General features: G+C 67.4%; 22 protein-coding genes and 1 pseudogene. 8 read left to right on the top strand and 15 right to left on the bottom strand.

The genetic code is table 11. The annotated features are described in order from the left end of the window. Window positions 1-200 precede the first annotated feature (200 nt). Genes IU459_RS09545 through thiO form a run of 3 tightly spaced genes read right to left on the bottom strand, consistent with a single transcriptional unit; the run spans window position 201 to window position 2,273 of the window. The gene (locus IU459_RS09545; protein WP_324198806.1) at window positions 201-992 is read right to left on the bottom strand and encodes a thiazole synthase; all 792 of its coding nucleotides are present in this window, start codon (window positions 990-992) and stop codon (window positions 201-203) included. After that, on the bottom strand, window positions 985-1,203 hold the full coding sequence (gene thiS / locus IU459_RS09540; RefSeq protein ID WP_040784432.1) for a sulfur carrier protein ThiS: 219 nt from the start codon (window positions 1,201-1,203) through the stop codon (window positions 985-987). The genes IU459_RS09545 and thiS overlap by 8 nt, the downstream gene beginning before the upstream one ends. Beyond that, entirely contained in the window at window positions 1,200-2,273 is a 1,074-nt protein-coding gene (gene thiO / locus IU459_RS09535) for a glycine oxidase ThiO (RefSeq protein ID WP_195129126.1), read from the bottom strand. The genes thiS and thiO overlap by 4 nt, the downstream gene beginning before the upstream one ends. A gap of 57 nt (window positions 2,274-2,330) precedes the next feature. On the opposite strand from thiO, the gene thiE reads away from it, so the two are divergent. Then, window positions 2,331-3,029: a thiamine phosphate synthase gene (gene thiE / locus IU459_RS09530; protein WP_195129125.1), complete on the top strand. Its 699-nt coding sequence runs from the start codon at window positions 2,331-2,333 to the stop codon at window positions 3,027-3,029. Between the two features lie 212 nt (window positions 3,030-3,241). On the opposite strand, the gene IU459_RS09525 is transcribed toward thiE, so the two are convergent. Continuing rightward, complete coding sequence (locus IU459_RS09525; RefSeq protein WP_195129124.1) at window positions 3,242-3,928, bottom strand: NUDIX hydrolase; 687 nt, start codon at window positions 3,926-3,928, stop codon at window positions 3,242-3,244. Between the two features lie 187 nt (window positions 3,929-4,115). Between IU459_RS09525 and IU459_RS09520 the strand changes: the two genes are divergently transcribed. Genes IU459_RS09520 through IU459_RS09510 form a run of 3 tightly spaced genes read left to right on the top strand, consistent with a single transcriptional unit; the run spans window position 4,116 to window position 9,226 of the window. Next, a complete protein-coding gene (locus IU459_RS09520) occupies window positions 4,116-5,492 on the top strand; it encodes a hypothetical protein (RefSeq protein WP_195129123.1) in 1,377 nt (458 codons plus the stop codon). Further along, complete coding sequence (locus IU459_RS09515) at window positions 5,489-6,472, top strand: glutamate ABC transporter substrate-binding protein (protein ID WP_195129122.1); 984 nt, start codon at window positions 5,489-5,491, stop codon at window positions 6,470-6,472. The genes IU459_RS09520 and IU459_RS09515 overlap by 4 nt, the downstream gene beginning before the upstream one ends. 6 nt (window positions 6,473-6,478) lie before the next feature. Continuing rightward, window positions 6,479-9,226, top strand: a complete 2,748-nt coding sequence (locus IU459_RS09510) for a serine/threonine-protein kinase (RefSeq protein WP_228837667.1) — start codon at window positions 6,479-6,481, stop codon at window positions 9,224-9,226. A 93-nt stretch (window positions 9,227-9,319) separates the two neighbouring features. On the opposite strand, the gene IU459_RS09505 is transcribed toward IU459_RS09510, so the two are convergent. Next, entirely contained in the window at window positions 9,320-10,534 is a 1,215-nt protein-coding gene (locus IU459_RS09505) for an acetate kinase (protein WP_195129121.1), read from the bottom strand. Then, a complete protein-coding gene (gene pta / locus IU459_RS09500) occupies window positions 10,534-12,606 on the bottom strand; it encodes a phosphate acetyltransferase (RefSeq protein WP_195129120.1) in 2,073 nt (690 codons plus the stop codon). Before pta ends, IU459_RS09505 begins: the two co-directional genes overlap by 1 nt. Window positions 12,607-12,793: 187 nt before the next feature. Here pta and IU459_RS09495 point away from each other — a divergent pair, with 187 nt between their 5' ends. Next, window positions 12,794-13,300: a nitroreductase family deazaflavin-dependent oxidoreductase gene (locus tag IU459_RS09495; protein ID WP_195129119.1), complete on the top strand. Its 507-nt coding sequence runs from the start codon at window positions 12,794-12,796 to the stop codon at window positions 13,298-13,300. Between the two features lie 117 nt (window positions 13,301-13,417). Here IU459_RS09495 and fgd read toward each other — a convergent pair whose 3' ends face one another. Continuing rightward, the gene (gene fgd / locus IU459_RS09490; RefSeq protein WP_195129118.1) at window positions 13,418-14,428 is read right to left on the bottom strand and encodes a glucose-6-phosphate dehydrogenase (coenzyme-F420); all 1,011 of its coding nucleotides are present in this window, start codon (window positions 14,426-14,428) and stop codon (window positions 13,418-13,420) included. Between the two features lie 249 nt (window positions 14,429-14,677). Here fgd and IU459_RS09485 point away from each other — a divergent pair, with 249 nt between their 5' ends. Then, window positions 14,678-15,478, top strand: coding sequence for an HAD-IIA family hydrolase (locus IU459_RS09485; RefSeq protein ID WP_195129117.1), 801 nt, complete (start codon window positions 14,678-14,680; stop codon window positions 15,476-15,478). A gap of 28 nt (window positions 15,479-15,506) precedes the next feature. Here IU459_RS09485 and IU459_RS09480 read toward each other — a convergent pair whose 3' ends face one another. Continuing rightward, complete coding sequence (locus IU459_RS09480) at window positions 15,507-15,704, bottom strand: hypothetical protein (RefSeq protein WP_195129116.1); 198 nt, start codon at window positions 15,702-15,704, stop codon at window positions 15,507-15,509. A gap of 459 nt (window positions 15,705-16,163) precedes the next feature. On the opposite strand from IU459_RS09480, the gene IU459_RS09475 reads away from it, so the two are divergent. Beyond that, window positions 16,164-16,373, top strand: a complete 210-nt coding sequence (locus IU459_RS09475; protein ID WP_195129427.1) for a hypothetical protein — start codon at window positions 16,164-16,166, stop codon at window positions 16,371-16,373. Between the two features lie 413 nt (window positions 16,374-16,786). Here the strand turns inward: IU459_RS09475 and IU459_RS39295 are convergent, their stop codons facing one another. The 5 genes from IU459_RS39295 to IU459_RS09450 all read right to left on the bottom strand — a co-directional run bounded on the left by IU459_RS39295 (window position 16,787) and on the right by IU459_RS09450 (window position 22,437). Further along, a complete protein-coding gene (locus IU459_RS39295) occupies window positions 16,787-18,061 on the bottom strand; it encodes a hypothetical protein (protein WP_195129115.1) in 1,275 nt (424 codons plus the stop codon). Next, window positions 18,058-18,744 (bottom strand): hypothetical protein, encoded by a 687-nt coding sequence (locus IU459_RS09465; protein WP_195129114.1) that lies wholly within the window; start codon window positions 18,742-18,744, stop codon window positions 18,058-18,060. The genes IU459_RS39295 and IU459_RS09465 overlap by 4 nt, the downstream gene beginning before the upstream one ends. Window positions 18,745-18,755: 11 nt before the next feature. Then, window positions 18,756-20,357: a hypothetical protein gene (locus tag IU459_RS09460; protein WP_195129113.1), complete on the bottom strand. Its 1,602-nt coding sequence runs from the start codon at window positions 20,355-20,357 to the stop codon at window positions 18,756-18,758. 929 nt (window positions 20,358-21,286) lie between these two features. Then, window positions 21,287-21,736 carry a MarR family winged helix-turn-helix transcriptional regulator gene (locus IU459_RS09455; protein WP_195129112.1) on the bottom strand — a complete coding sequence of 150 codons (450 nt, stop codon included), beginning with the start codon at window positions 21,734-21,736 and terminating at the stop codon, window positions 21,287-21,289. A 71-nt stretch (window positions 21,737-21,807) separates the two neighbouring features. Next, window positions 21,808-22,437 carry a type 1 glutamine amidotransferase family protein gene (locus tag IU459_RS09450; protein WP_195129111.1) on the bottom strand — a complete coding sequence of 210 codons (630 nt, stop codon included), beginning with the start codon at window positions 22,435-22,437 and terminating at the stop codon, window positions 21,808-21,810. Between the two features lie 163 nt (window positions 22,438-22,600). Between IU459_RS09450 and IU459_RS09445 the strand changes: the two genes are divergently transcribed. After that, a complete protein-coding gene (locus IU459_RS09445; protein ID WP_195129110.1) occupies window positions 22,601-23,083 on the top strand; it encodes a DUF456 domain-containing protein in 483 nt (160 codons plus the stop codon). 3 nt (window positions 23,084-23,086) lie between these two features. On the opposite strand, the gene IU459_RS09440 is transcribed toward IU459_RS09445, so the two are convergent. Then, window positions 23,087-23,962, bottom strand: coding sequence for an amidohydrolase family protein (locus IU459_RS09440; RefSeq protein ID WP_195129109.1), 876 nt, complete (start codon window positions 23,960-23,962; stop codon window positions 23,087-23,089). Between the two features lie 94 nt (window positions 23,963-24,056). Beyond that, window positions 24,057-24,206 (bottom strand): annotated as a pseudogene (locus IU459_RS09435) (pyridine nucleotide-disulfide oxidoreductase); the annotation flags it as partial.

Here is a 24,206-nt window from a genome sequence, read left to right as displayed (position 1 = left end):
TTCTCAATCCCCTAGCTGTCCGGTCACCTCGACCGGAACAGGCCACCATATCCGAATTCGGGCAAGCCGGAAAAGTTGGGGCACTGAGTATTTCACTCCGATCGAGGAGCGGACCCGGCACTCGCATTCGCTGTCCCCAGGCCGATGTGACAATCCCACTCTGGTCGTCGGCTCGGCACCAGGCCACATCTCTGCGCGCGTTACAGCGCGGGGGAGGACGCCTGTGCCCAGAATCGCTTCGGAATGCGCCCGGCCAACCGCGCCGCATATCCGGCGCGGACTGCGTCCGCCATGGCCGCCGCCATCAATTCGGGGCGGTGCGCCCTGGTCACAGCGGTTGCCAAAAGCACTGCGGAGCAGCCGAGTTCCATGGCTAGCGCGGCGTCGCTGGCGGTGCCGATGCCCGCGTCCAGGATGACCGGGACCTTCGCGGCGGCGACGATCATCTCGATGTTGTGCGGGTTGCCGATGCCGAGGCCGGTGCCGATGGGTGCCCCGAGGGGCATGACCGCTGCGCAGCCCGCGTCCTCCAGACGACGCGCCAGGATCGGATCGTCGTTGGTGTAGGGCAGCACGACGAAACCGTCGTCGACGAGTTGTTCGGCGGCGGTGAGCAATTCGATGGGGTCGGGCAGCAGGGTGCGCTCGTCGGCGACCACCTCGAGCTTCACCCAGTCGGTGTCGAGCGCCTCACGCGCCAGCTGGGCGGTGAGCACGGCTTCGGCGGCGGTGCGACAACCCGCCGTGTTCGGCAACGGCGCGATGTTCAATCGCTTCAGCAAGTCGAGCACACCGGTGCCGCCCGCGGCGTCGATTCGCCGCATCGCCACGGTGGTCAGCTCGGTGCCGGAGGCGATCAGCGCTTCCTCCAGCACGGCGAGGTTCTCCGCGCCGCCGGTTCCCATGATCAGGCGGGAACCGAACGCTCGGTCGGCGATCCGCAGCGGGGCGTCGATCTCCGAGCGCACCGACGCGGCCGATTCCTCAGCCACCTTGGACCGCCGTCAGCACCTCGATCTGCCAGCCACGCCCCACCGGTTCGTCCCAGCGCGACTTCGGGAACACCGCCCCGTCCACCGCGAGCGCGACGCCCTTGCACGGCAGGCCGAGACGTTCCAGCAGCTCGCGCACGGTGAGCGGTTCGGCGAACTCGTGCTCGTCACCGTTCACCGTGACACCGATGGGGACGGATGACAGCGTCATCGTCTTCCTCCTACAGTCGTCGAAAATCGTTGCGGGTCGGCGGCTTCCGCTTCGGGCAGCGTTGCCCCGCCGAGCAGGCTCGCCACCGCGTCCGCGGTGAGCGGCACGGTCAGCATGCCGTTGCGGCCGTGCCCGGTGGCCGCGACGATCCGGTCGGTGAGCCGGCCGATCAGCGGCAGGTTGTCGGGGCTGCCCGGCCGGGAACCGGCGCCGGCCTCGGCGAGTTCGTATTCGCCGATGCCAGGGAATACCGCCTCCGCGTCGGCGATCAGGTCGCGAACGCCTGCGACGGTGACCGCGGTGTCGAAACCGGCCTCGTACTGGGTGGCTCCGACGACGATTCCGTCGGCCCGCGGCACCAGGTATACCTGTCTGCCGTGCACTCGGGCTCGGATCACCCGCCGCGGCGCGGGAGCGACGCCCGGCCGCTGCCGCAGGCGCAGGATCTCGCCTTTGACCGGGCGGACCGGCAATTCGGGCCACAGCGCGGCCGACGCGGCGCCCGCCGCGAGCACGATCTGATCGTGCGGGAGGTCAGTCAGCGAGGCTACGGATTCGGCGCGAACCACCACGCCCGCCCCCTCGGCCGCCTGACGCAACGCGGCGATCAGCTTGCGGTTGTCGATCGCGGGTTCGGTGGGCGCGAGCAGCGCGGCACGCACCGAACGGGCCAGCGTGGGTTCCAGCTCGCGGACTCCGGCGCGGTCCAGGATGCGCAGCCGGTGGCCGCGTCCGCCGACCCAGTCGGCGACGGTGCGCAGGTCGGCGGCGTCGGCCGCGTCCAGCGCGACGGTCATGGTCTCGTCCGCGACGAAGACCGAGACCCCCGTCGCGGCTTCCAGCCGGGCGGCGAACTCGGGCCAGCGGGCCAGCGAGGCGGCGCCGAACTCGAGCACCCGCTCCTCTCCCGGCCAGCCTTCCGACAGCGGTGCCAGCATGCCCCCGGCCACCCAAGAGGCGCCGCGGGCCACCGCCGGATCCAGCAGGGTTACCGACCAACCGGCCTCGGCGGCCCGCCAGGCCACAGCGAGCCCGATGGCGCCGCCACCGACGACCGCCAGAGTCCGCATCCGCTCCACCTGCCTCCTATTTCGCATCCCCACGGTAGCGCGGCTACCGTCGAAGGCGTGCAACCCTCCCACCCGAACCGACTCGCTTCGCCGCGGGAGCGTCTGGCACGCGCGCGGCTGTATCTCTGCACCGACGCACGCCGCGAGAAGGGCGATCTGGCCAGGTTCGCCGAGGCGGCGTTCGCAGGCGGAGTCGACATCATCCAGCTCAGAGACAAGGGCTCACCGGGCGAAGCGAAGTTCGGTCCCCTGGAGGCCAGGGCCGAACTCGGCGCGCTCGCCGAATTGAAGGCGGCCGCGCGCAGGCACGGCGCACTCGTCGCGGTGAACGATCGCGCGGACATCGCGCTGGCGTCGGGCGCTGACGTGCTCCATCTCGGGCAGGGCGACCTCCCGCCCTGGTACGCGCGCCGGATTCTCGGCCCCGACGTGGTGATCGGACGATCCACGCACAACCGCGCGCAGGCCGGCCTCGCCGCGATCGACGAGCACATCGACTACTTCTGCACCGGACCGATCTGGGCGACCCCGACCAAGCCGGGCAGGCAGGCGGCGGGACCCGAGCTGATCCGCTCGACCGCGGACGCCCACCCGACCCGGCCGTGGTTCGCGATCGGCGGGATCGACGCCGAGAACCTGCCGCAAGTGCTGGAAGCCGGGGCGACGCGGGTCGTCGTGGTGCGTGCGATCACCGAGGCACGGGATCCGGAAGCCGCGGCGCGGGAGCTGAAAACGGCGCTGCTGGCAAACGCTTAGGCGGCTGCCTCGCCTCCGCTCGGCCCGGCGCGGGCAATGGACGGACTTCGTCCGGCAGCGCCGTTTCTGCGGCTGCCTCTGCCTCCGCTCGGCCCGGCGCACAAGCGGCTGCCTCGAGCCTCCGCTCGGCCCGGCGCACAAGCGGCTGCCACGCCTCCGCTCGGCCCGGCGCGGGCTGACGACGGACTCCGTCCGGCTGCGTCTTTTCTGCGTCAGGAAAGCAGCTGCCCCCGGGTGAACGAGAGTGCGGTATTCACCGCGGTGCTCCCGTTCGCGGTCGGCTCGGCGGCCGGGAGGCCGGGCCCGTCGACGACCGTGGCGTAGTCGCCCGGTCCGTCCGGATCCGAATGCAGCCAGACGAAACCGACATCGGCGAGGTCGATCGTGCGGGGCAGCGCCGCGGCCAGCGCGTGGTCGATCCCGGCGAGCAGCACCCGCGCGGGCGCGGCGCGCAGGGTGGGCCAGGAGGCGGCGAAACCGGGGTGCAGCGGACGGGCGTCGACTTCGTGTTCGGGGACCCAGGCCAGCTCGGTGCTCTCCCGGTTGCCGACGGTCGGGAGGATCGTGACCGCGTCGGCGACCACCGTGGTGTAGGTCCAGCCACTCAGAGCCGAGGCGGTCACGCGTGCGCCGCGCACCCGGACGTCGGCGGGATCGATGCCCGCCTCCTCCCAGGCCTCCCGGACCGCCGCGTGCTCGGGCGTCTCATGACTGTCGCGCGCGCCGCCGGGTAACGCCCAGGTCCCGCCCTGGTGACTCCACGGTGCGCGGTGTTGCAGCAGCACCGCCGAACCGCCGTCGGCGAGCGGAGCGCGCAGGAGCAGTCCGGCGGCGCCGAAGCGGCCCCAGTGCCGCAATCCGTCCGGGCCGCGCGACCAACCGTCGCCGTCACCACGCATCTCGTACCATCCTCATCCAGCTACGACTGTGCTCCCCCGCCCGCCCTTTGCTCCCAACCGGGGGTGTTTCACACGCCGCGGCGTTCGTACGACCACAATAAACTCCGCACCGATACGCGCGGAGTGATCGAATATGCGGTCCGGCCGTGAGAAATCCGCGCGCGCGGCCCAGACTGGGGAGGTGGACATGGCTAGCTCCGAGCCGACGACGGCCGAACTCACGCCGCCGTCCGCGCCCGCCGGCCGGGAGAATCCCGGTGGGCTGAGCGTCGCTGTGGTACGCGAACGTTTCGACCTGGCCAACCTACGTTCGTTCGCCAATTCCTCCCCGGGGCGGTTGATCGCGCTCGGGCTGCTGCTCATCGGCCTGTGCTTGGCCGCGGGCTCGATGACCGCGGCGACGGTCAGCGAACGACAACAGGGCCTGGACGTGCTGCTCTACGACACCGAACCGAACGCGCACTCCGCACACCGGCTGTATACCTCGCTCTCGATCGCCGACGCCGCGGCGAGCACCGCCTTCATCTCGGGCGGACTGGAGCCGCAGGAGGTGCGCGATCGCTACACCCAGGCCATGGGCGAAGCGGCCACGGAATTGGTGACCCAATCCGACCGCGCCGTCGGGGCGCACGCCACGGGCGGTTCGGATGCCCGGCTGCGGTCCGGCATAGTCACCGGCCTGCCGGTGTACTCGGGTCTGGTGGAAACCGCACGGACCAACAATCGCATCGGGTACCCGGTCGGCGCCGCGTACTTGAGCGAGGCGTCCAACCAAATGCAGACGACGCTGCTACCCATGGCCGAGGAACTGCAGAATCACCGCTCCGCCGCGGTGACCGCCGCGCAGCGCAATCACGTGCGCCCACCTTGGTCCGCCATCGGCCTGCTGATCCTCACGCTGGGCGTGCTGTTCTGGGTGCAGCGGGATCTGGCGCGGCGCTGGCGCCGGGTGCTCAATCCCGGTCTCCTGCTCGCCTCTGCGGCGATGCTGATCCTGCTGGCGTGGACGGTGATCGCGGGCGCGGTGTCGGCGACGTCGATGATCAGCGCACGCGACAACGGCGTGGTACCGGCGTCACGGCTGACCGAGAGCCGGATCCTGACCCAGCAGGCGCGCGCCGCGGAGACATTGAAGCTGGTGCGCAGGGACGCGACCGGCGATTACGACCGCACGTACGACGTGAATATCGAGCGCTTGGCCGATCTGCTCGGCAAGTACCCCGGTTCCGCGCCCGCCACCGACGACGTGCGCAATGCCGTGCCCGCGCTGGAGCGTTGGCGGGTCGCGCACCAGCGCATGAACGATGCGCTGGCCAAAGGCGATTTCAACGGCGCGGCCGCGGTGACGACCGGTCCCGGCCCCGCAGACGCCACCGCGCAAGTGGATGCGCTGGACAGCGCGCTGGAGCAGGGCATCGCCGAGACACGGGACACCCTGCGCGGAGAGATCTCGCAAGCGGCCCGCGTACTGGACTTCCTATCAGCAGGAGCGATGGTGCTCGGCATTCTGGCGGCAGGCTATGTCGCATTCGGCATATGGCCCCGGCTTCGGGAGTACCGATGAGATCCCCGCGCGGCATTCTGGTTGTCGTCCTCGTCGTGGTGGCGCTGGCAAGCGGCTGCGCGAGCGAGGCCAGCACGCCGCTGGCGACCAAGACACCCAAGTACACCGATCCCCCGCTGCCCGCCAAAGCGATACCGGTGCTGACGGATTCGCCGGTACCGCCGCCGCCCGGCGCACCGCGCTGCGGAGACCCGACCGCGAGTCTGCGGCCGACCGGGGCGGGCGCCGCCGCGCGCGGACCGGTGATCGACGCGATCCGGGCGCGGGGCAGGCTGCTCGTAGGGCTGGATACCGGCAGCAATCTGTTCAGCTACCGCGACCCGGTCTCCGGCTCCGTCGTCGGTTTCGACGCCGACATCGCCAGGGAGGTCGCTCGTGACCTGCTCGGCAGCCCGGACTCGATCGAATTCCGCAGCCTCGGCTCGGCCGAGCGCGAGACCGCGTTGCAGAACCACACCGTCGACTTGGTCGCCAAGACCATGACGATCAACTGTGAACGGCGCGAAAAAGTCACCTTCTCCACCGTCTACCTGCACGCGAATCAGCGCGTGCTCGCGATGAAGAACTCCGGCATCCGCAGCCTTGCCGATCTGGCGGGTAAGCGGGTGTGCATCGTATCCGGCACCACCTCGCTGGACCACATGCGCCGCTATCAGCCCGCCGCGGCCATTCTCTCCGTGCCCACCTGGGCCGATTGTTTGGTCGTCTTACAGCAGCGGCAAGTCGACGCCGTCAGCACCGACGACGCCGTCCTCGCGGGTCTGGCCACGCAGGACCCGTACACCGAGTTGGTGGGCGGCAGCATCGCCGAAGAGCCGTACGGCATCGGCATCCCCAAGGGCCACGACGATCTCGTCCGCTTCGTCAACGGCACGCTGGATCGCATCCGCAGTGATGGCACCTGGCCCCGGCTGTACCAGCAATATCTGACGGCACTCGGCCCTGTTCCCGCTCCACCCGCTCCCACGTATCAGGACTGACCGGAGATGACCACACGGCACGTCCCCGAGCCCGACCCGGACGAAACCGCCCCGGGACAGCCGGGGGCGGCCGATTTACTCGAGGGCGGGTTCACCGGACTGGTCGGGCGTCATCCAGGGGCAGCGGGAAAGAAACCTCAGGCGGCCGGCGGCGATCCGGACGAAACGCCGTCGTGCGCAGGCGGACCCACCGAACACGACGACGACGCGACCCGGCGAACCCAGGCGGCGGGCGAGGCGACATCGGACGTGCCCGGCCGGCACCCAGCTCCGGCCGATCCGAAATCGGAAGCGGGCGAAGCCGACTCACACGCACACCGCCGCCCGGATACCGGCTCGGGCACGGTGGCATGGAGCCGGGAATCGAATACTGACGACTCGCCTGTGGGCGAACGGGAATCAGGGGCGTCCGAGGCCACCCGCAAGCACGTCGGCCAGCCGGAGACCAGCTCCTACACGGTGGCGTGGAAGCCGGCATCGGACGCCGAGGACTCGGCTGCCACCCGACAGCAACGACCCGACGAAGGCCCCGCCACGCAACTAACAGGTGACGAATCCGGGTCGGCGCACGAAGGTGCGCGGCCGCACTCGGGACCGGACTCGTCGCCGCGCACTACGGGACGCAGCGTGCGTTCCCCGCGGAGCCGTCCGGCGGTGCGACGGCTCGGCATCGGCTTGGTGCCCATTCCGACGGTGCCGCCCACCGACCCGCGCGATGCCGTGCTCGCCGACCCGGTGGTGTCCGAGCGCAGACGGTTCTGCTGGCGCTGCGGCAATCCGGTCGGCCGGGCGACGCCGATGCGGCCGTCCGCCACGGCGGGCACTTGCGCGACGTGTGAAGCCCCGTTCGATTTCCGGCCGTCGCTGCACGCGGGGGACATGGTTGCGGGGCAGTACGAGATCCAGGGCTGCATCGCCCACGGCGGGCTCGGCTGGATCTACCTGGCGATCGACCGCAATGTCAGCGACCGCTGGGTGGTGCTGAAGGGCCTGCTGCACACCGGCGACGCCGAAGCGCAGGCGGTGGCGATGGCCGAACGCCAATTCCTCGCCGAGGTGACTCATCCCAGTATCGTCAAGATCTACAACTTCGTCGAGCACCCCGCGGCCGACGGCACGCCGGTCGGCTACATCGTCATGGAGTACGTGGGCGGCTGTTCGCTGTGCGACATTCTCGACGGCTACGAACGCCCGCAGCGCATGCCGGTCACCGAGGCGATCGCCTATCTGCTGGAAATCATGCCCGCGCTGGAGTACCTGCACTCGACCGGGCTGACCTACAACGACCTCAAGCCGGACAACATCATGGTCACCGAAGACCAGGTCAAGCTGATCGACCTCGGCGCGGTCGCCGCCGTCGGAGCATACGGAAACCTCTACGGCACCAGGGGATTCCAGGCGCCGGAGATCCCCAAGACCGGCCCGACCGTGGCCTCGGACATCTACACCGTCGGCCGTACGCTGGCCGTGCTCACCCTGCACATGCCAGTGCAGCGCGGACGCTATCTCGACGGCATCCCCGACCCTGCCGACGAGCCGGTGCTGGCGCGCTACCAGTTCTTCCATCGCCTGCTGCTCTGCGCGACCGACCCCGACCCGGAACGTCGCTTCCCCTCCGCCCGTGCGATGGCGACCCAGCTTGCGGGAGTGCTGCGGGAGATCCTCGCGCTGGAGACCGGTAACGAGCACCCGCAGCTGTCCACCGTATTCACTCCGCCGCGCGCCAGTTTCGGTACCGACGAACTGATCAGCCAAACCGACGCCTACATCGACGGCCGCTCCCGCAGCAGTCAGCTCGACCCCCTCGAGGTGGTGGCGGGACTGCCGGTTCCGCTGCTGGATCCGGCCGACCCGTCCGCGCCGTTGCTCGCCGCCGCGGTGCATCCCGAACCGGCTCAGGCGCTCGATGCGCTGCGCGATGCGCGCGCCCGAGCCGAGGCCGATCCCGAGAAAGCGCCGGAAAATCTGGATTCGGAGCTCACCCTCGCCGAGGCGCGGGTGCGGATCGACCTGCGCGAGTCGAGCACCGTCCTGGAACTGCTCGCGCGCTTGCCCGAGCGGGAATGGCGGGTCAGTTGGTATCGCGGTGTGGCGGAACTGCTCGACCGCGAGTACGAGCGCGCTTTCGCCAATTTCGACGAGGTCTTCCGGGTGCTGCCCGGCGAAATCGCCCCCAAGCTCGCCCTCGCCGCCACCGCCGAACTCATTCTCCAGCACTGGGACACGCCGGATCCCGAACAGTGGCGCGCCTATGCGGAGACGACGTACGAGACCGTCTGGCGCACCGACCGCGGCGTGGTGAGCGCCGCCTTCGGGCTGGCCAGGCAGCTGGCCGCGAACGGGAGGGTGACCGAGGCCGTGCAGGCGCTCGACGCCGTGCCCGCGGCGTCGCGGAGTTTCACCACCGCGCGGATGACCGCCGTGCTGTTGATGCTGACCGCCGCGCCGGTGGCCGAACTGGATGAGTTCACCCTGCACATCTCGGCCTCCCGGGTGCGGAGCCTGCCGAGAGGCGAGAGTCGTGCGATACAGATGCGGGTGCTGGTGCTCGGCGCGGCACTGGCCTGGCTCCAATCGGGCAACACTCCGAAGCGCCCCGACGCGACGCTGTTCGGCGCGCCCTTCACCGAACGCGAACTGCGGGCGGGCACCGAGGCGGGGCTGCGTGCCCTGGCTCGCGGCGCGCCCAACCGCAAACACCGCTACGCGCTCGTCGACCTGGCCAACGCGATCCGCGCCAAAAGCTGGATCTAGTAGGTCGATCGGCGGCCCGCCGCGCACGGCCGAGCAGCAGCACCACCGCCGACGCGGTCATCCCGCTCCGGCCGCGGACCCGGCCCGACAGCATCAGGATCGACCGAGTTCGAGTTCGGCGACCACCTGCCGCGCGGCGCGCGCGATCGCCAACTCCTCGTTGGTCGGCACGACCAGCACAGCGATCGGTGCGTCAGGAGGGGAAATACGCCGGGCACCATGGCCTTTCGCGGAATTCTCGGCCTGGTCCACTTCGATGCCGAACCGAGCGAGATCGGCGAGGGCGTCGGCGCGCACCTGCGGGCTGTTCTCGCCGACCCCGGCGGTGAAGGTGATCGCGTCCACGCCGCCGAGCTCGATCAGGTACGCCCCGAGGTAACGCCGCAACCGGTGGATGTACACGTCGTAGGCCAGCCGGGCGGCCTGGTCCCCACTCTCGATGAGGCGCCGCAACTCGCGGAAATCGTTCACGCCGGACAGCCCCTTGATCCCGGAATCCCGGTTGAGCAGGGTGTCGACCTGGTCGATGTCCAGATGCGCCGACCGCACCAGGTGCGGCACGATGCCCGGATCCAGATCACCCGACCTGGTGCCCATCACCAGCCCTTCCAGCGGCGTGAGGCCCATCGTGGTGTCGATCGGGCGACCGCCGCGCAAGGCGGAGGCCGACGCGCCGTTGCCCAAATGGAAGATGATCTGATTCAGCTCGGCGGAGTCCCGCCCGAGCAGCTCGGCAACCCGGCCGGACACGTACTCGTGGGACGTGCCGTGGAATCCGTACTTTCGGATACCGTGGGCGGCGGCGACTTTGGCGTCGATCGCGTAAGTCTTCGCGGCGGCAGGCAGGCTGTGGAAGAACGCGGTGTCGAATACCGCGACCTGCGGCACCCCCGGCAATAACGCACGGGCGCTCTCGATACCGGCCACATTGGCCGGATTGTGCAGCGGCGCAAGCACGGAGAGATCGGCGATCGCGGCGACTACCGCGTCATCGATCAGTGTGGGCTGGTAGAACACCTCGCCGCCGTGCACCACCCGATGACCGACCGCGCGCACCCCCTCCCCCACCAAATCGTGTCCCGTCGCGGAGAACGCGTCGAAGACCAAGCGCAGTCCCGCTGTGTGGTCGGCGATCCGCCCGGGACGCTCGGTGGTCTCGCCGTCGGCGTGATGCTCGATCCTCCCGTCGTCTTCGCCGATCCGCTCCACGATCCCGGACGCGGCGACCACGCTCGACTCCGGGTCGAGGAGTTGATATTTGATGGACGACGAGCCGGAGTTGATCACCAGCACCAGGTCCTGCTCCATCACCCCTCCTGTGCCTGGATGGCCGTGATCGCCACGGTGTTGACGATGTCGGCCACGAGGGCGCCGCGGGACAAGTCGTTGACCGGCTTGCGCAGACCTTGCAGCACGGGTCCGATCGCGATCGCACCCGCGCTGCGCTGTACCGCCTTGTAAGTGTTGTTGCCGGTATTCAGATCGGGAAACACGAACACCGTCGCCCGGCCCGCGACCTCGGAGTCCGGCAGCTTGGCGTCGGCGACGGTCGGCTCGATCGCGGCGTCGTACTGGATCGGGCCTTCCACCGGCAGTTCCGGCGCGCGCTCACGCACCAGCTTGGTCGCGACGCGCACCTTGTCCACGTCCGCGCCACTGCCGGATTCGCCGGTCGAGTAGGACAGCATCGCCACCCGGGGCTCGATACCGAAGCGGGCGGCGGTCGCCGCGGACGAGATCGCGATATCGGCCAGTTGCTGCGAGGTCGGGTCCGGCACGACGGCGCAGTCGCCGTAGGCGAGCACCCGGTCGGCCAGGCACATGAGGAACACGCTGGAGACGGTCGCGACGCCCGGCACCGTCTTGATGATCTCCAACGACGGCCGGATGGTGTGCGCGGTGGTGTGCGCCGCACCGGAGACCATGCCGTCCGCGATCCCCCGGTACACCATCATGGTGCCGAAGTACGAGATGTCGGCAATGGTTTCACGGGCCCGCTCCAGCGTCATGCCCTTGTGCTTGCGCAGCTCCGCGTACTCGGCGGCGAACTCGTCCAGGTAGCCGGAGCTGCGCGGATCGAGCACCTGCGCGGCCGAGATGTCCACGCCGAGTTCGGCGGCGCGGGCGCGCACCGCGATCTCGTCGCCGAGGATGACCAGGTCGGCGATCTTGCGCTGGAGCACCCGGCCCGCCGCGCGCAGGATGCGGTCGTCGTCGCCCTCGGGCAGCACGATGCGTTTGCGGTCGGCCCGCGCGCGCTCGATGAGCTGGTATTCGAACATCTCCGGAGTGACCACCGAGCTGGGCGGAATGTCGATGCGCCGCAACAGTTCCTCCGCTTCGACGTGCTGCTCCATCAGCGCGAGCGCGGTGTCGACCTTGCGCGGGTTGCCCGCGGACATGCGGCCGCGGGTGCGGTAGGCCGCGCCCGCGGTGTCGTAGGTGCCGAGTTCGGTGGTGAGGATCGGCAGCTTGGGCTTGAGGCCGGTCATCAGCCGCGCCACCGCGGGATGCGGCAGCAGGCCGCCGTTCATGATGATGCCCGACAGCGACGGAAAGCCTTCCGCCTCATGCGCGTTCACCACGCTGAGCAGCACGTCCGACCGGTCTCCCGGTGCGATCACCACGACGCCCTCGGACAGCCGCTCCAGGATGTGCTCGGCCGTCATGCCGCCGACCATGATCTGCAGCGCCTCACGGTGCAGCAACTCCGGGTCGCCGCTGTACATTTCGCCGTCGATCGCCGCGCACAGCTCGGCCATGGTCGGCGCGATCAGCAGCGGGACCTCGGGCAGGGTCCAGGACGGGACGTCGAACCCGCGCAGCGACGCGCAGACCTCCGCCAACCGGCGCGGGTCGCAGCGGTTGGCGATGATGGCGACCAACTGCGCGTGCTCGTGGGACAACTCGGCCGCGCACAGTTCGGCCAGCTGCTTCACCTCGTCCGGGGTGCGGCCCGCGCCGCGCACCACCAGCAGCACGGGGGCGCCCAGGTTGACCGCGATCCTGGCGTTGAAACGCAGCTCGCTGGGGCTGGCCACGTCGGTGTAGTCGCTGCCGACCACGACCACCGCGTCGCACATCTTCGCGACCTCGTGGAAGCGCAGGACGATCTCGCTGATCGCCGCGTCCGGGTCGGCGTGCACCTGCTCGTAGGTGGTGCCGATGGCCTGCTTGTAGTCGACGTCCGCGGTGCTGTGCTCGAGCAGCAGCTCCAGGACGTAGTCGGGCTCAGTGGTCGAGCGCGTGATCGGCCGGAACACCCCGACCCGTGCCGTGGTGGCGCACAGCATCTGCAGTACTCCGAGAGCCACCGTCGATTTGCCCGTGTCGCCTTCCGGGGACGCGATGTAGACGGCTGAGGGAGCGTTGTCGGCCATGTCCGTGAGCTTAGTGAACACACGGCTATCCGACTCGGTCGCGACCGAACGATCGCCGGTCAGGGCGAGGATGCCACCTACCCGCCGACGTCACGCGGGCACCGGTCCAGCCGAGTTGCCCGTCACACAAGCCGAGCGTTCTCGCCACTTTCCGCCCACCGGAGACCCTGCCCGCTATAGTCCGGGCATGGCTGAGCAGTTCCCGGATCGGCAGTGGGGTTCGAACACCAACCTTTTGGCCCGCGCGGCAAGCCGATTGGCGGCGACGAAGCCGGGTTCCCGGTTCATCCGCGCCATCACCCCGCTGGACCGGGCGATCCTGGAACGCACCGACGCCAAATACACCCTGCTCGGCCCGATCGGCGCGCCGGTCATCCTGCTCACCACCATCGGCCGCAAGTCCGGTCAGCCGCGCACCCAGCCCCTGCTCTACGTGCACGACGGCGACACGCTCTACGTGGTCGGCAGCAATTTCGGCCAGGCACACCACCCCGCCTGGACCGCCAACCTGCTGGCGAACCCCACCGCGACGGTGGCGATCGCGGGCCAGCGCATCGACGTCACCGCCACCCCCGTCGACGGACCCGACAAAGACGCCATCTTCAGCCGTTTCGTGGAAGTCACCGCCGCCTACGCCGCCTACCGCTCCCGCACCACACGCGACCTGCGCATCTTCGCCCTCCGCCGGGCATAACCGGCCCAGCGAGAGCGCTTCGTCCGATCGAGGGTAGTGAAATAGCGGCTCGAACCACCGCTACAACCGCCATTCGACTCCCCTCGATGCCAGTTCTATAACGCAACCACAGCCGGCTCAGGCGAGGGCGCGCAGGCGGGGGGCCAAGTCGCGCTGGAAGAGGTCGAGGAAACGGCGCTGGTCGTGGCCGGGGGCGTGGAACACGAGGTGGTTGAGGCCGGCGTCGAGGTAGGGCTTGATCTGTTCCACGGCCTGATCGGGGTCACTGGCGACGATCCAGCGCTTGGCGATCTGCTCGATCGGCAGCGCGTCGGCGGCGGCTTCCATCTCGATCGGGTCGGTGATGCTGTGCTTCTGCTCCGCGGTCAGCGAGAGCGGGGCCCAGAAGCGGGTGTTCTCCAACGCCAGTTCCGGATCGGTGTCGTAGGAGATCTTGATCTCGATCATCCGGTCGATGTCGCCGACGCTGCGGCCCGCCTTCGCCGCGCCCTCCGCGACCGCGGGCATCAGTTTCTCGGTGTAGAGGTCCATGCCCTTGCCCGAGGTGCAGATGAAACCGTCACCCGCGCGTCCGGCATACCGCGCGACCAGCGGACCGCCCGCGGCGATATAGATCGGGATGCCGCCCTTGGGCACGTCGTAGATGGACGCGCCGACGGTCTTGTAGTACTCGCCGTCGAAGTCGACGCGGTCGCCGGTCCACAGCGCGCGCATCAGGTCGACGGCCTCGCGCAGGCGGGCGAAACGCTCCTTGAATTCCGGCCACTCGCCGGTGTACCCGGTGGCGATCTCGTTGAGCGCCTCGCCGGTGCCCACCCCGAGCATGACGCGATCCGGGTACAGGCAGCCCATGGTCGCGAACGCCTGTGCGATCACCGCCGGGTTGTAGCGGAAGGTCGGGGTGAGCACCGAGGTGCCCAGCAGGATGCGCTGGGTGCGCTCGCCGACCGCCGCCATCCAGGCCAGCGAGAACGGCGCGTGCCCGCCCTTGTGCCGCCACGGCTGGAAGTGGTCGCTCACGGTGGCGCTGTCCAGGCCGTGTTCCTCGGCCAGCACCGCGATCTCCACGAGTTCACGGGGGCCGAACTGCTCCGCCGATGCCTTGTATCCGAGCTTGAGTTCGCTCATCTGCCACGCTCCTCGCGTATCGTTTCGCCGCCATCGCGATCCGCCCTCGACAGTAGCCACCCGGTCGTCGTGCGGTGCGGACGGCCTGCCGTGGATGATCTTCGCCGTCGCCAGGTGATGCTCCCGCCGTGCCCGGCCGCAGCATGAGAGCGCCATGGCCCGGGCGCGGTATTTCGCCGGAATCGCCCGGCGCGGCGGCATGTTGATCGTTCCCGTTTCGGTTGCGGGCCGATAGCGGATAATGGCCGCGTGACTGCTGAAGACGAACCGATCCTGTCCTACCTGACCGATATGGACGGGGTGTTGGTGCACGAGGACCACCTCATACCCGGCGCCGACGAGTTCCTTGCCGAGCTGCGTGCCAACGAGACGCCGTTCTTGGTGCTGACGAACAATTCGATTCGCACGCCGCGGGACCTCCAGGCGCGGCTACGACACACCGGGCTCGACATCCCGGAGGAGGCGATCTGGACCTCCGCGCTGGCCACCGCCACCTTCCTGAACGATCAGCGCCCCAACGGAACCGCTTACGTCGTCGGCGAATCCGGGCTCACCACGGCGCTGCACGAGATCGGCTACGTGCTCACCGACAGCCAGCCCGATTACGTGGTGCTCGGCGAGACCCGGACCTACTCCTTCGAGGCGATCACCACAGCGATCCGGCTGGTCGAGCGTGGCGCCCGTTTCATCGCGACCAACCCGGACCCGACCGGCCCGTCCCGCGAGGGCTCGCTGCCCGCGACCGGGTCCGTGGCGGCGCTGATCACCCGCGCCACCGGCCGCGAGCCGTATTACGTCGGCAAGCCGAACCCGCTGATGATGCGTTCCGCGCTGCGCCGCATCGGCGCCCATTCCCAGTCCACCGTGATGATCGGCGACCGGATGGACACCGACGTCATCTCCGGCCTGGAAGCAGGGATGCGCACCATCCTGGTCACCTCCGGCATCTCCACCCGCGCGTCCTTCGAGGCATACCCCTACCGCCCCACCATGGTGGTGGACTCCGTCGCCGACCTGATCGGAAAAACCAAGTCCCCGTTCACGGCTTGACCGGGCCGCATCGAGATGTCCGCCGGGGTTACAGCTGGAAGCGAGCGGCTACCTGAGTTCGCAGTACCGGAGACGGTTTCGACCACGAGTGCAGCATACTTCCAGCAAGGCTGGCCGCGGCCATCTCGAGTGTGAGATCGCCGGTGAGTAGTGCGGGCACACCAGCCCGGATCACCAGAGCCAGGTGGCGCATGGCGCGCCAGGCCCACATGAGTGCGGGGATCATCCACACCCAGTAGTGGGTCCACGAAATCGGCGAGCAGAGTAAGGCAACTGCCGCGGCGAGCCAGATCAGTCGTCGGGGCCGTGCAGTGGCAAGCACTGCTCGGCGGCCGAGCTCGGTCGGCCACGAACCAGCCGTCGCACCCGCTAGGTCGTGTCTCGAAGTCGGGTGAGGAGTGTCTCCGGGTTGTTTTGGCGCGGATCGGCGTCCTTGAGATCGACGCACTGGTGGATGCGCCAACCGCGAACCCGCCGAAGGCGCGGCATCGTGGCCGTCAACGACGCCGAAGCCCTCGGCAACACCGCCCGGCAGACAACCTCGTCGGCCAGCAGATAGCTGCCCGCCGCCGCTGGTCGGCCGCCAAGGGACTGCTCACCAAAGCCCAGGAAGGCGGGGACGCGGCCGAGATCGCGTCGGCGCGAGGAGGAGATCTACCGCGAATTCCAGTCCGTCTCCAAGATCGTGAGAGCCGGACTGGCCAACCCGCGCCAAGACAGTCACGATCGTCTCGCGCGACTGCTGGAGCAGAAGAAGCGCACCGATGCCGCCTCGGCCGCGCCGGACGCGATCCGGCTGCTGGTCGATCTGCTCTTCGCCGAGAAGGACGCCGACCTGACCGAGGCCGGCATCGTCCGCACGCTGTACGACTCCACCGCGCGGCGCGGACCGTGATGACCTGACCGAGGTTGTACAGACAGTGCAGGCTGTGATCATTGGGTCGGCCACCACGTGAGGTTGCGCGCGAAATATGCAGTGCGCCCGTGCGAGTTCTCGGTGCGAGGCACCTCTGCCACCGAGTGCACCCGCGCGCCTCAACGTTTCGGGTAGCAGGCCAACGGGTTCGGCCACGAGTCGCCGAACTCGGCGATCTCGGTGCCAAGGAGCATCTTCCCTGTGTGAGGGTGACGTGCACGTGACATCGCGACCTTCGATGGATGTTTATCTGCCACCGTCATCACAGTCCACCCGCCCCCGGTTACACACCCTGCTGATTCCCGAGCAGGACGGAAATGACCACTCGGCACGAGACCGACGAGAGGCAATCGACGGATGGAGGACTCGTCAGCGGCTGGAAAGAGCCGTGCCTACTCGCGGCGGGTACGCGGTGGGGCGGGGATGTGGCTGGGTCGCGAAGCAATGACGACGTCGGTAATGTGGGGAAGCTTGATCAATGCGTTGCGGGTGGTTCCGTGTTCCTGTACGGAGCAGGATTCGTCGTAGATGAACACGGCGAGCTTCTTGTACGGATGGTTGTCGGTGAGGTATGCGACGTAGTCCTCGGCAATCTCCTTCTCGAAATCTTTGAAGTCTGATGCCCTACGTGCGTACTTGACTTCGATGAGCAGTCCGAGGGAAGGAATCGCGAAATCTGCTCGATAGGTGCTGTGTCCGAATTTTCGAAGTGTCTCTTCGTCGATTAAATCATCGAATACGGGCCGGAGGATCAACCAGAGAATGTTCTGAACCTCGCGTTCCTGGGTAATCGGCCATCGGATGGGATTGGTGAGGTTGTCGCCGTCGTAACGCCATTGGCGCATGGCGTCGCTGAATCGTCCCAGCAGCACGCCGACATGGCTGGTACTCAATACGAAGTCATAGACACTCGTGGTGACGATGCGTGACACGGCCTCCAACAGAAGAGCGGCACGCGTTGCCGATGCCGACTCGGCTCCACTGAGAATTAGTCCGCTGACTAGGCGCGATCGAACGTCCTGAAGCTCCTCGGCGTCTTTCAGGACCCGGCTTTCAGGATGGGTTGCCAGCCAGTGCCATCCGGCCAGTTCCACAGGATCAGAGATGGCACGAAAGTGAGGATTGAAATCGCCCGGTGCCTCGATAATCTGGCGGGCGCGTTGCTGGAATATCCCCAGTAATGGTGTGGCTGGTCTCAGTTGAGGATCATGAAGCACTCCGGCAAGCCAGGCGCGTGCCTTGGGCAGGTCCTCATGGACGGCGTTGACAGCGAGAGCGATTCCGACGACCTGGCAGGGATCGTTCACAAAGGTGACACCGTCGGCTTCGAAGGGATTCCTGCGCATGAGGTTGGGCAGGCCGTCTTTCAGGTGTTGCCGACCCGTTGCGGACTCGATCGACGAGAACCCGGTGAGCCCATAGCCGAGAATCGCCAGACCTGCGGCGAACACCAGCCGGTCCTTGTTGTCTGCCAACCACTCCGGGGTCATAGGGTTCACGTTCCATGCGATGCTGCCGTAGCGATCGCTGAGGATGTGGTGAGCCAGCAAGCCGTCGAGGTTCCCGGGCAGGTTCGCGCGTTGGACGATGTCCTCGAGGTTCGCGATCCGGGTACCGAGGAGTTCTCCGGTGATATCCGAGGGGTTGTGACGCCCCGAGGTCGTCACAGGAACCACCTGCTGGTGCGCAACGTGGTGGCGACAGCGTCGGCATTCCAGTTCCGGACATGTCGCAGGTGGCCGAGAAGATCGGCAATCAGGTCGGAGTACAGGATCGTGACCGGTTCGTTGGAGGGGTACATGGTGCGCCACGACATCGAGGTGAACCGGAAAACCTGCCGCGCCAGGTACTCCATGTCGGTGAACGTGGACTGTCGGTGAAGGTGAAGCAGCAACGGTTTGGGTACAGCATGAACCGCACTCTTCAGATCCATCGGCCCGGTGACCGACAGCAGCATGTCAGTTGTTCCGATAGGCACGGCGAAGCCGCGATCCGGTACGTAGTAGCCCTTACTCTGACCGCCTGTCCGCTGGTACACGTTGCCTGAGCTAGCGCGATCGAACATCACCCACTCGTGTTCGGTGCTCACATGCACGAACGCGAACTCGACCCGGGCGTACTGCCGGGTCAGGCTGTCGACGAGTTCCTTGACCGCATCGGCCTCAATATCCTTCAGGGGCTTGAAAACGTGGAACACCAGCCGAAGTTCATCGCCCCGCTGCCAGGCATTACGCCTCTTGATGTCCTCGATGCACTCGGTCAGTGAGCGTAGGAGTTCTCGGGGGTAGTCGTCGTAGTTCGCCTCACGGGAGGTATTCGACAACAGGTAGTTACCATCCGCGCTGAACACAGTCGTGATACCTACGACCCGCTCCGGCTCGGACAGTCGACTCGCCTTGACATGAGCCTGCCGATACCGATCACCAACTCCTGCGCAAGAGGGCGCGGAGCAGCGATCACGAACGGAACGCCACCAAGCTTGGCGTAGCACGCCAAAGCGATGCTGTTGAGAGGGTAGGCGAGCTTGCTCAGCCGCGCTGTTTCGATCTTCACCTCCTGAACTGGAACGCCCTGGCCCATGAAGGTCGACTTGGCGACGAGGTAGGGACTGTCGTCGCCACTCAGATGCACCTGAGCTTCGCTTGTGATCACTAAAGCGAGATCGACGTCGCCCGCTCGGAGGGCGCCACGGCACGCCTCTCGGTATGCACCAGCGTCCGTGACGGCTCCATCGAATGCATGCATGGTCGGGATGCAATCGCCCAGACGGTATTTACGGACGAAACCCTGGCTGTACACACGTTCGCCCTGCACCCCATGAAGGAACTTGTTCACGAAGTTCTCCACGATGCCCTTGTGGACCCGGGGTGTGATGATCGCGATCCGGGGCTTCTTCTTGGCAAAGAACTCGACGTCGAAGGGCCCGTACTCATCGAGGCCACGGTCTGCGGATCGGTCCGTCTTGTCCCCCGATTGGTCGAACTGGAATACCGGAGAATCGTAGAAGCTCCACTGGACCGCCCGGCCACCGTCGTTACTCGATCCGACCGGCCGCTCGAGAACCACTGACAGACCGCGCGCGATACTCAGCGGCCCACGCCTTGCGAGGCGACCCGCGATGTCAACAGTCTTCTCGTAGCGGCCGAACGCCCCCAGTAAGTCGAAGGTTGCTCGTTCCAGCTCTCGTGCGATCCGCGTACCATCTGCCCCCGCGAGAGCAGTCAACACCGTGGTGAAGACGTCGCGGCGGCCCTCCAGCCACGCCTCAGCCGCTGGGACGCGTCCAATCCGGGGCGCATCACGAAGCACTAGGTCGGTGCCGTCGACATGATCTACAGCACCTACGTTTCTCCGGGACGCATACTGGTCCATCCACGAAAACGACTCGCGTGTGCTGTCTTCGGCGAGTACATACAAGCCCTCTACCGAGAGGCCGCGTTCGATCAACTCCGCCACCGTCATGTCGATCTCATACCGAGTCTTCAAGCCGATGATGATCCCTGGACGGTTCGACGGACCGACCGCCCTGCTGTCCAGAACCCACTGGGGGAACACATGGAGATTCCCGAGAAGGTCCTGAACTCGACCACGCCCCTGCGGTTCGAGCAGGTCCTTGCGCTGCATTCGCGACACGAAGGTCGGCGGGACGCGCCTGCGCAACCTGTAACCCCAATCCAGAACCGTCCTCAGCAGCGCCTCCTGCACCAGACGCATTGTCAACCTCTGGTATTCGCGGGTTACGAAGGTGGTCGGTGTGCCGTGCAAGTCGGCGTCGTCATCTATCGGGATACAAGCAATCCCGCCCCGGGTCCTGGAAACTACATGTGTGCCCTCCAGCTTGACGCGGAGGCTGTTCAGTTGATCATGTGACTCGTACTGGACCAGCCCTCCATCGAACTGCTCTGCCGAGAATCGGACCGGGACGAAGTTGAACGCCAGCTGCGGTGAGCCTGTTCTACGCATGTCAAATCCCGCCTCGCTCTGTCGCGCCCACCATGACGGGGCAGCTTGCCTGTGTCCGAGTGGCCTTAGAGCTCACCACGAAGGCGATCATTCCACTCAGGTGCGACACCGAACGAAGAGCGACTACACCTGGGAGCCTTCGGAGGCAACTGCCCATTCACGGCTACAGCATGCGCAATGCCTTGCCTGCACCAGTCCTGCCCGGTGAGCAGCGGGCAATTCACGCCTGGGCCAGCAAGCCGAGCCATGGGACATCCGAATCAATCCGGCGCGCCCTCCACCTCGCAACCGGCCTGACCTCGACCGTCCTTATTGCGCGGAACTACCGAAAGAACAGATGATCCCAACCACGAGGACGGCGGGCGCTGGAACAAAGCCCCTGGTCCCGGCGGGCCCGGAGTTGTCGGCGTCGGTGGTGGAGCGATTGTCCCTGACCCCGGGGCCCAGCAAGCGGGGGGCGTCTTCACCGCGCACAACGCGGCGCAACTCCGCCTGATCCCGACCGTTCAACTCGACGACCCGGTCGGGATCGTCGACGGCAAGCCGGTGACCTCCTGGTCACCAGCAACTCCGACAACCTTGCGAACCTGTGGTTCCTTCAAAGGAACGGCAACCAGGTCCTGGGTGAAAATTGTTTGAACCCGCACCGGGGCAAGCGGTGCGCTCGGGACTTTCAAGCTCGCGCCGAAATCACCTGCGCGATACGGGATGCTCCGGCCTGTGCTGGCGAGTCACCGATCGCGCCGGTCCCAGCCCGCCGCCCAGATCCACCGGCCAGCTCGAACATCGGGCCGTGGCGATCAGATTCGACGAACTCGCCGTCCGGTACCAGGCCACGCTCCACATCGCCGCCATCAATCTATAGGTCGGTAACGGTTGAGGGCGGGCTCACGCCCGCCCTCAACCCCTGCTCGACTTCGAGACACTGCCTAGTCGTCGGCCGTGGTGATCGCGTCCATGGCAACGGAGAGCTTGGTGAGTACATCGACGGTCAGTGCGAGTTGTTCGGGGCCGAGTTCGGCGGCGAGGCGTTTGGACATCGCCGCGTGTTGCGGGTTGATGCGCCGGACCGCGGCAAGGCCCGCGTCGGTGACTGCGACGAGTTTCGCGCGGCGGTGGGCGGGATTGGGCCGGTATTCGGCAAGTCCCTTGTCCACCAAAAGGTCCGCGATGCGCTGCACGCTCTGGCGGGTGATGCCCATTTCGCGGGCGATCCCCGCGACGGGCAACGGCGTGCGCAGCACCGCGCCCAGCACCTGCCACCAAGCGGCGGTCAAACCCGCCGGTCGCGCCAGTTCCTCGGCCACCGCGAGGAACTGGCCGTTCAAACGGAACGACGTGATCGCCGCCGTGGCGAACAACTCCTGTTCACGGTCCATGCTCCACCTCCCTGCCGACCGGGTCGTGCGCAACGGCGCGCTGTGTCCGTTGTTCGCTCGCGGGCGCTCGCTCACGCATGCTGCGCGTCGTACGCCTCGAGCACCGCCCATCCTTCCGGATCGGCGTGCGCGAACAGCCGGTACCAGCCGTCCAGCACATGCGGCTCGTACACCCCGAGCCTGCCCAGCACCTCGCGCGCGAACTCGAACGGCGCGCTCGCGCTGGCCGTGATCACGTCACCGTCGGTGACGGCAGGCTCCTGGACATAATGCTCGGCACCCGAATACCCGCTGTAGAGCAGGAATTCCGCGACATTGCTGGTGTGCCTGCGGTTGTCGAGCAGGCCCTGCTTGGCCAGCCCGAAAGTCGCGCCGCAGATCGCGGCGACCGGAACGCCCGCGGCCACGAACTCGCGCGCCTTCTCCCCGAACGCGTCCAGCTCCGGCCCCATCCACGTCTCGGCGCCCGGCAGGATCAGCATCGCGCTGTCAGCGGGCGTGAGATCGGCGAGCACGACATCCGGCACGATCCGCATCCCGCCCATCGTCGTGATCGGCTCCTCGGTCAGCCCGACCGTCTTGACCTGCCAGGTTCCCGGCTCCCGATGCCAGCTCGGCTTGTTGATGTGCGCGGTGGCCGCGCCCACCTCCCAGTCGGCGAGAGTGTCGTAAACGGCCATGTGCACTGTCTTCGTGGTCATGACAGTATCCTGTCATATTTGACAGCATACTGTCAATTCTTCCGGTCCAGCGCCGCCCGATGACTGCCGCTCCGCTGGACCGGAACCTTCGCTGTGCGCGGACAACGCCGGTGCGCCACAATCCCAGCAGCGCGAGATTCGCGGGAAACGGGAGGAACCGTCAGTGAGCGTGTGGGGTGAAGTGGTCGTCGGCCTGGTGATCCTGGTCGGCCTCATCGGGATCGTCGTGCCGATCCTGCCGGGTGTCATCCTGATCTTCGGCGCCATCGCGGTCTGGGCCTTCATGACCGGCGGAGCCACCGCGTGGACCGTTTTCGCGATCAGCACGTTGCTGCTGGCGCTTTCCGGGGTCGTCAAATACACCTGGCCGGGACGCAAGATGAAGGAAGCGGGGGTGTCCAATCGCGCGATCTTCCTCGGCGCGATTCTCGGCATTGTCGGGTTCTTCGTGATCCCGGTCGTCGGCCTGTTCGCCGGCTTCGTTCTCGGCGTGTATCTTTCGGAACTCCACCGGCTGCGCGTCAACCAAGAGGCGTGGCGGGCAACGGGTCACGCGCTGAAGGGCGTCGGCCTGTCCATCCTCATCGAACTCTTCGGCGCGTTACTTGCCACCGGCGTCTGGGTCGCCGGCGCGATCGCCGCCTGAACGTCAGCGGTCGATGGCGGGGAACGGAATCGTGTCTCCGGCTCGGCTGCCGGGCAATTCGTCGCGGCGCAGCCGGAGTGTCGGCGGTTCCGGGCGATGCAGCGGCAGCGTCGGGGCCGGGTCGATGGTGACAGTCCGCTCGCGAGCGGGAAGCCGGTAGAACGCGCGCGCGTTGTCCTCGAGCACCGCATGCATGTCGGCGCCGACCACGTCACAGAGCAGATCGACGTCCGAGTCCTGAAACGGGCGTCCCGCCCGGGTGCCGGGCAGATCGCTGCCGAACATGAGCGCTTCGGGGTTCACCGCATGGACACGGCGCAGCGTGTTGGCGACGTTCATGGCGACCCGGCCGAAACCCGTTGCCTTGACCCGCGCACCGCGATCGACGAGATCGAGCAGGAACGGCAGCCCCTCCTCGGACATGCCGAGATGGTCGACCGACAGCGCGGGCAGCTTGGAGATGACGGGTTGCAGTGACGCGAGCATCGTGCCGTCGATGTAGACCTCGACGTGCCAACCGGCCAATTCATGCGCTCGCAGCGCTTGCAACGTCATCCCGGTGATGTCGGCGGCCGCGCGTTTGAGGTTGAACCGCAACGCGCGCACGCCGATGCGATCCAGCTCGATGATCTCCTCGTCGGTGGCGTCCAAGTCGAGACGGGTGACGCCGACCCAACCCTCGCCCAGCTCGGCGAGGGCGGCCTTCAGGTAGCTCTGATCCGTGCCCTGGAACGACCCGCTGACCACCGCGCCGCCACTGATGTCGAACCGCGACATGCGCTTGCGGTAGTCCGCGACGGTGAACGGCTCGGGCAGGTAGCCCTCGTTCTCGGCCAGCGGGAACCGCGGGTCGAAGATGTGCAGGTGGGCATCGAACACTTGTACAGAATGCCTCAGTGTCGGATTTTCCGCTGCCACAACGACCATCACCGGGGATGCTGCCGCGGCAGCGGAGTCGGTCGCCGCGGGACGATCAGACCTTGTGCGGCTCGCTGGCGCGCAGCATGTCTTCGCGTTCGACGACCTTGACGCGCTCGCGGCCTTCGGGTTCGCCGAGGGAGCGTTCGTGGGCGTCGAGGCGGTACCAACCGGCCCAGGTGGTGAAGGGGATGCCTTTGCCTTC

It is taken from the genome of Nocardia amamiensis, assembly GCF_015477605.1.
GTDB lineage: Bacteria > Actinomycetota > Actinomycetes > Mycobacteriales > Mycobacteriaceae > Nocardia > Nocardia amamiensis_A.
The sequence above is the reverse complement of the archived record's forward strand: the minus strand, read 5'-3'. Positions and strand labels throughout refer to the sequence as shown.

Coding starts and splice junctions, on each gene's coding strand:
- IU459_RS09495 (WP_195129119.1), top strand. CDS start 12,794: ATGGCTGAGCAGTTCCCGGATCGGCAGTGGGGTTCGAACACCAACCTT.
- IU459_RS09520 (WP_195129123.1), top strand. CDS start 4,116: ATGGCTAGCTCCGAGCCGACGACGGCCGAACTCACGCCGCCGTCCGCG.
- IU459_RS09510 (WP_228837667.1), top strand. CDS start 6,479: ATGACCACACGGCACGTCCCCGAGCCCGACCCGGACGAAACCGCCCCG.
- IU459_RS09515 (WP_195129122.1), top strand. CDS start 5,489: ATGAGATCCCCGCGCGGCATTCTGGTTGTCGTCCTCGTCGTGGTGGCG.
- pta (WP_195129120.1), bottom strand. CDS start 12,606: ATGGCCGACAACGCTCCCTCAGCCGTCTACATCGCGTCCCCGGAAGGC.
- fgd (WP_195129118.1), bottom strand. CDS start 14,428: ATGAGCGAACTCAAGCTCGGATACAAGGCATCGGCGGAGCAGTTCGGC.
- IU459_RS09455 (WP_195129112.1), bottom strand. CDS start 21,736: ATGGACCGTGAACAGGAGTTGTTCGCCACGGCGGCGATCACGTCGTTC.
- IU459_RS09460 (WP_195129113.1), bottom strand. CDS start 20,357: ATGCGTAGAACAGGCTCACCGCAGCTGGCGTTCAACTTCGTCCCGGTC.
- IU459_RS09525 (WP_195129124.1), bottom strand. CDS start 3,928: ATGCGTGGTGACGGCGACGGTTGGTCGCGCGGCCCGGACGGATTGCGG.
- IU459_RS09480 (WP_195129116.1), bottom strand. CDS start 15,704: ATGATCCCCGCACTCATGTGGGCCTGGCGCGCCATGCGCCACCTGGCT.
- IU459_RS09450 (WP_195129111.1), bottom strand. CDS start 22,437: ATGACCACGAAGACAGTGCACATGGCCGTTTACGACACTCTCGCCGAC.
- thiS (WP_040784432.1), bottom strand. CDS start 1,203: ATGACGCTGTCATCCGTCCCCATCGGTGTCACGGTGAACGGTGACGAG.
- IU459_RS09505 (WP_195129121.1), bottom strand. CDS start 10,534: ATGGAGCAGGACCTGGTGCTGGTGATCAACTCCGGCTCGTCGTCCATC.
- thiO (WP_195129126.1), bottom strand. CDS start 2,273: ATGCGGACTCTGGCGGTCGTCGGTGGCGGCGCCATCGGGCTCGCTGTG.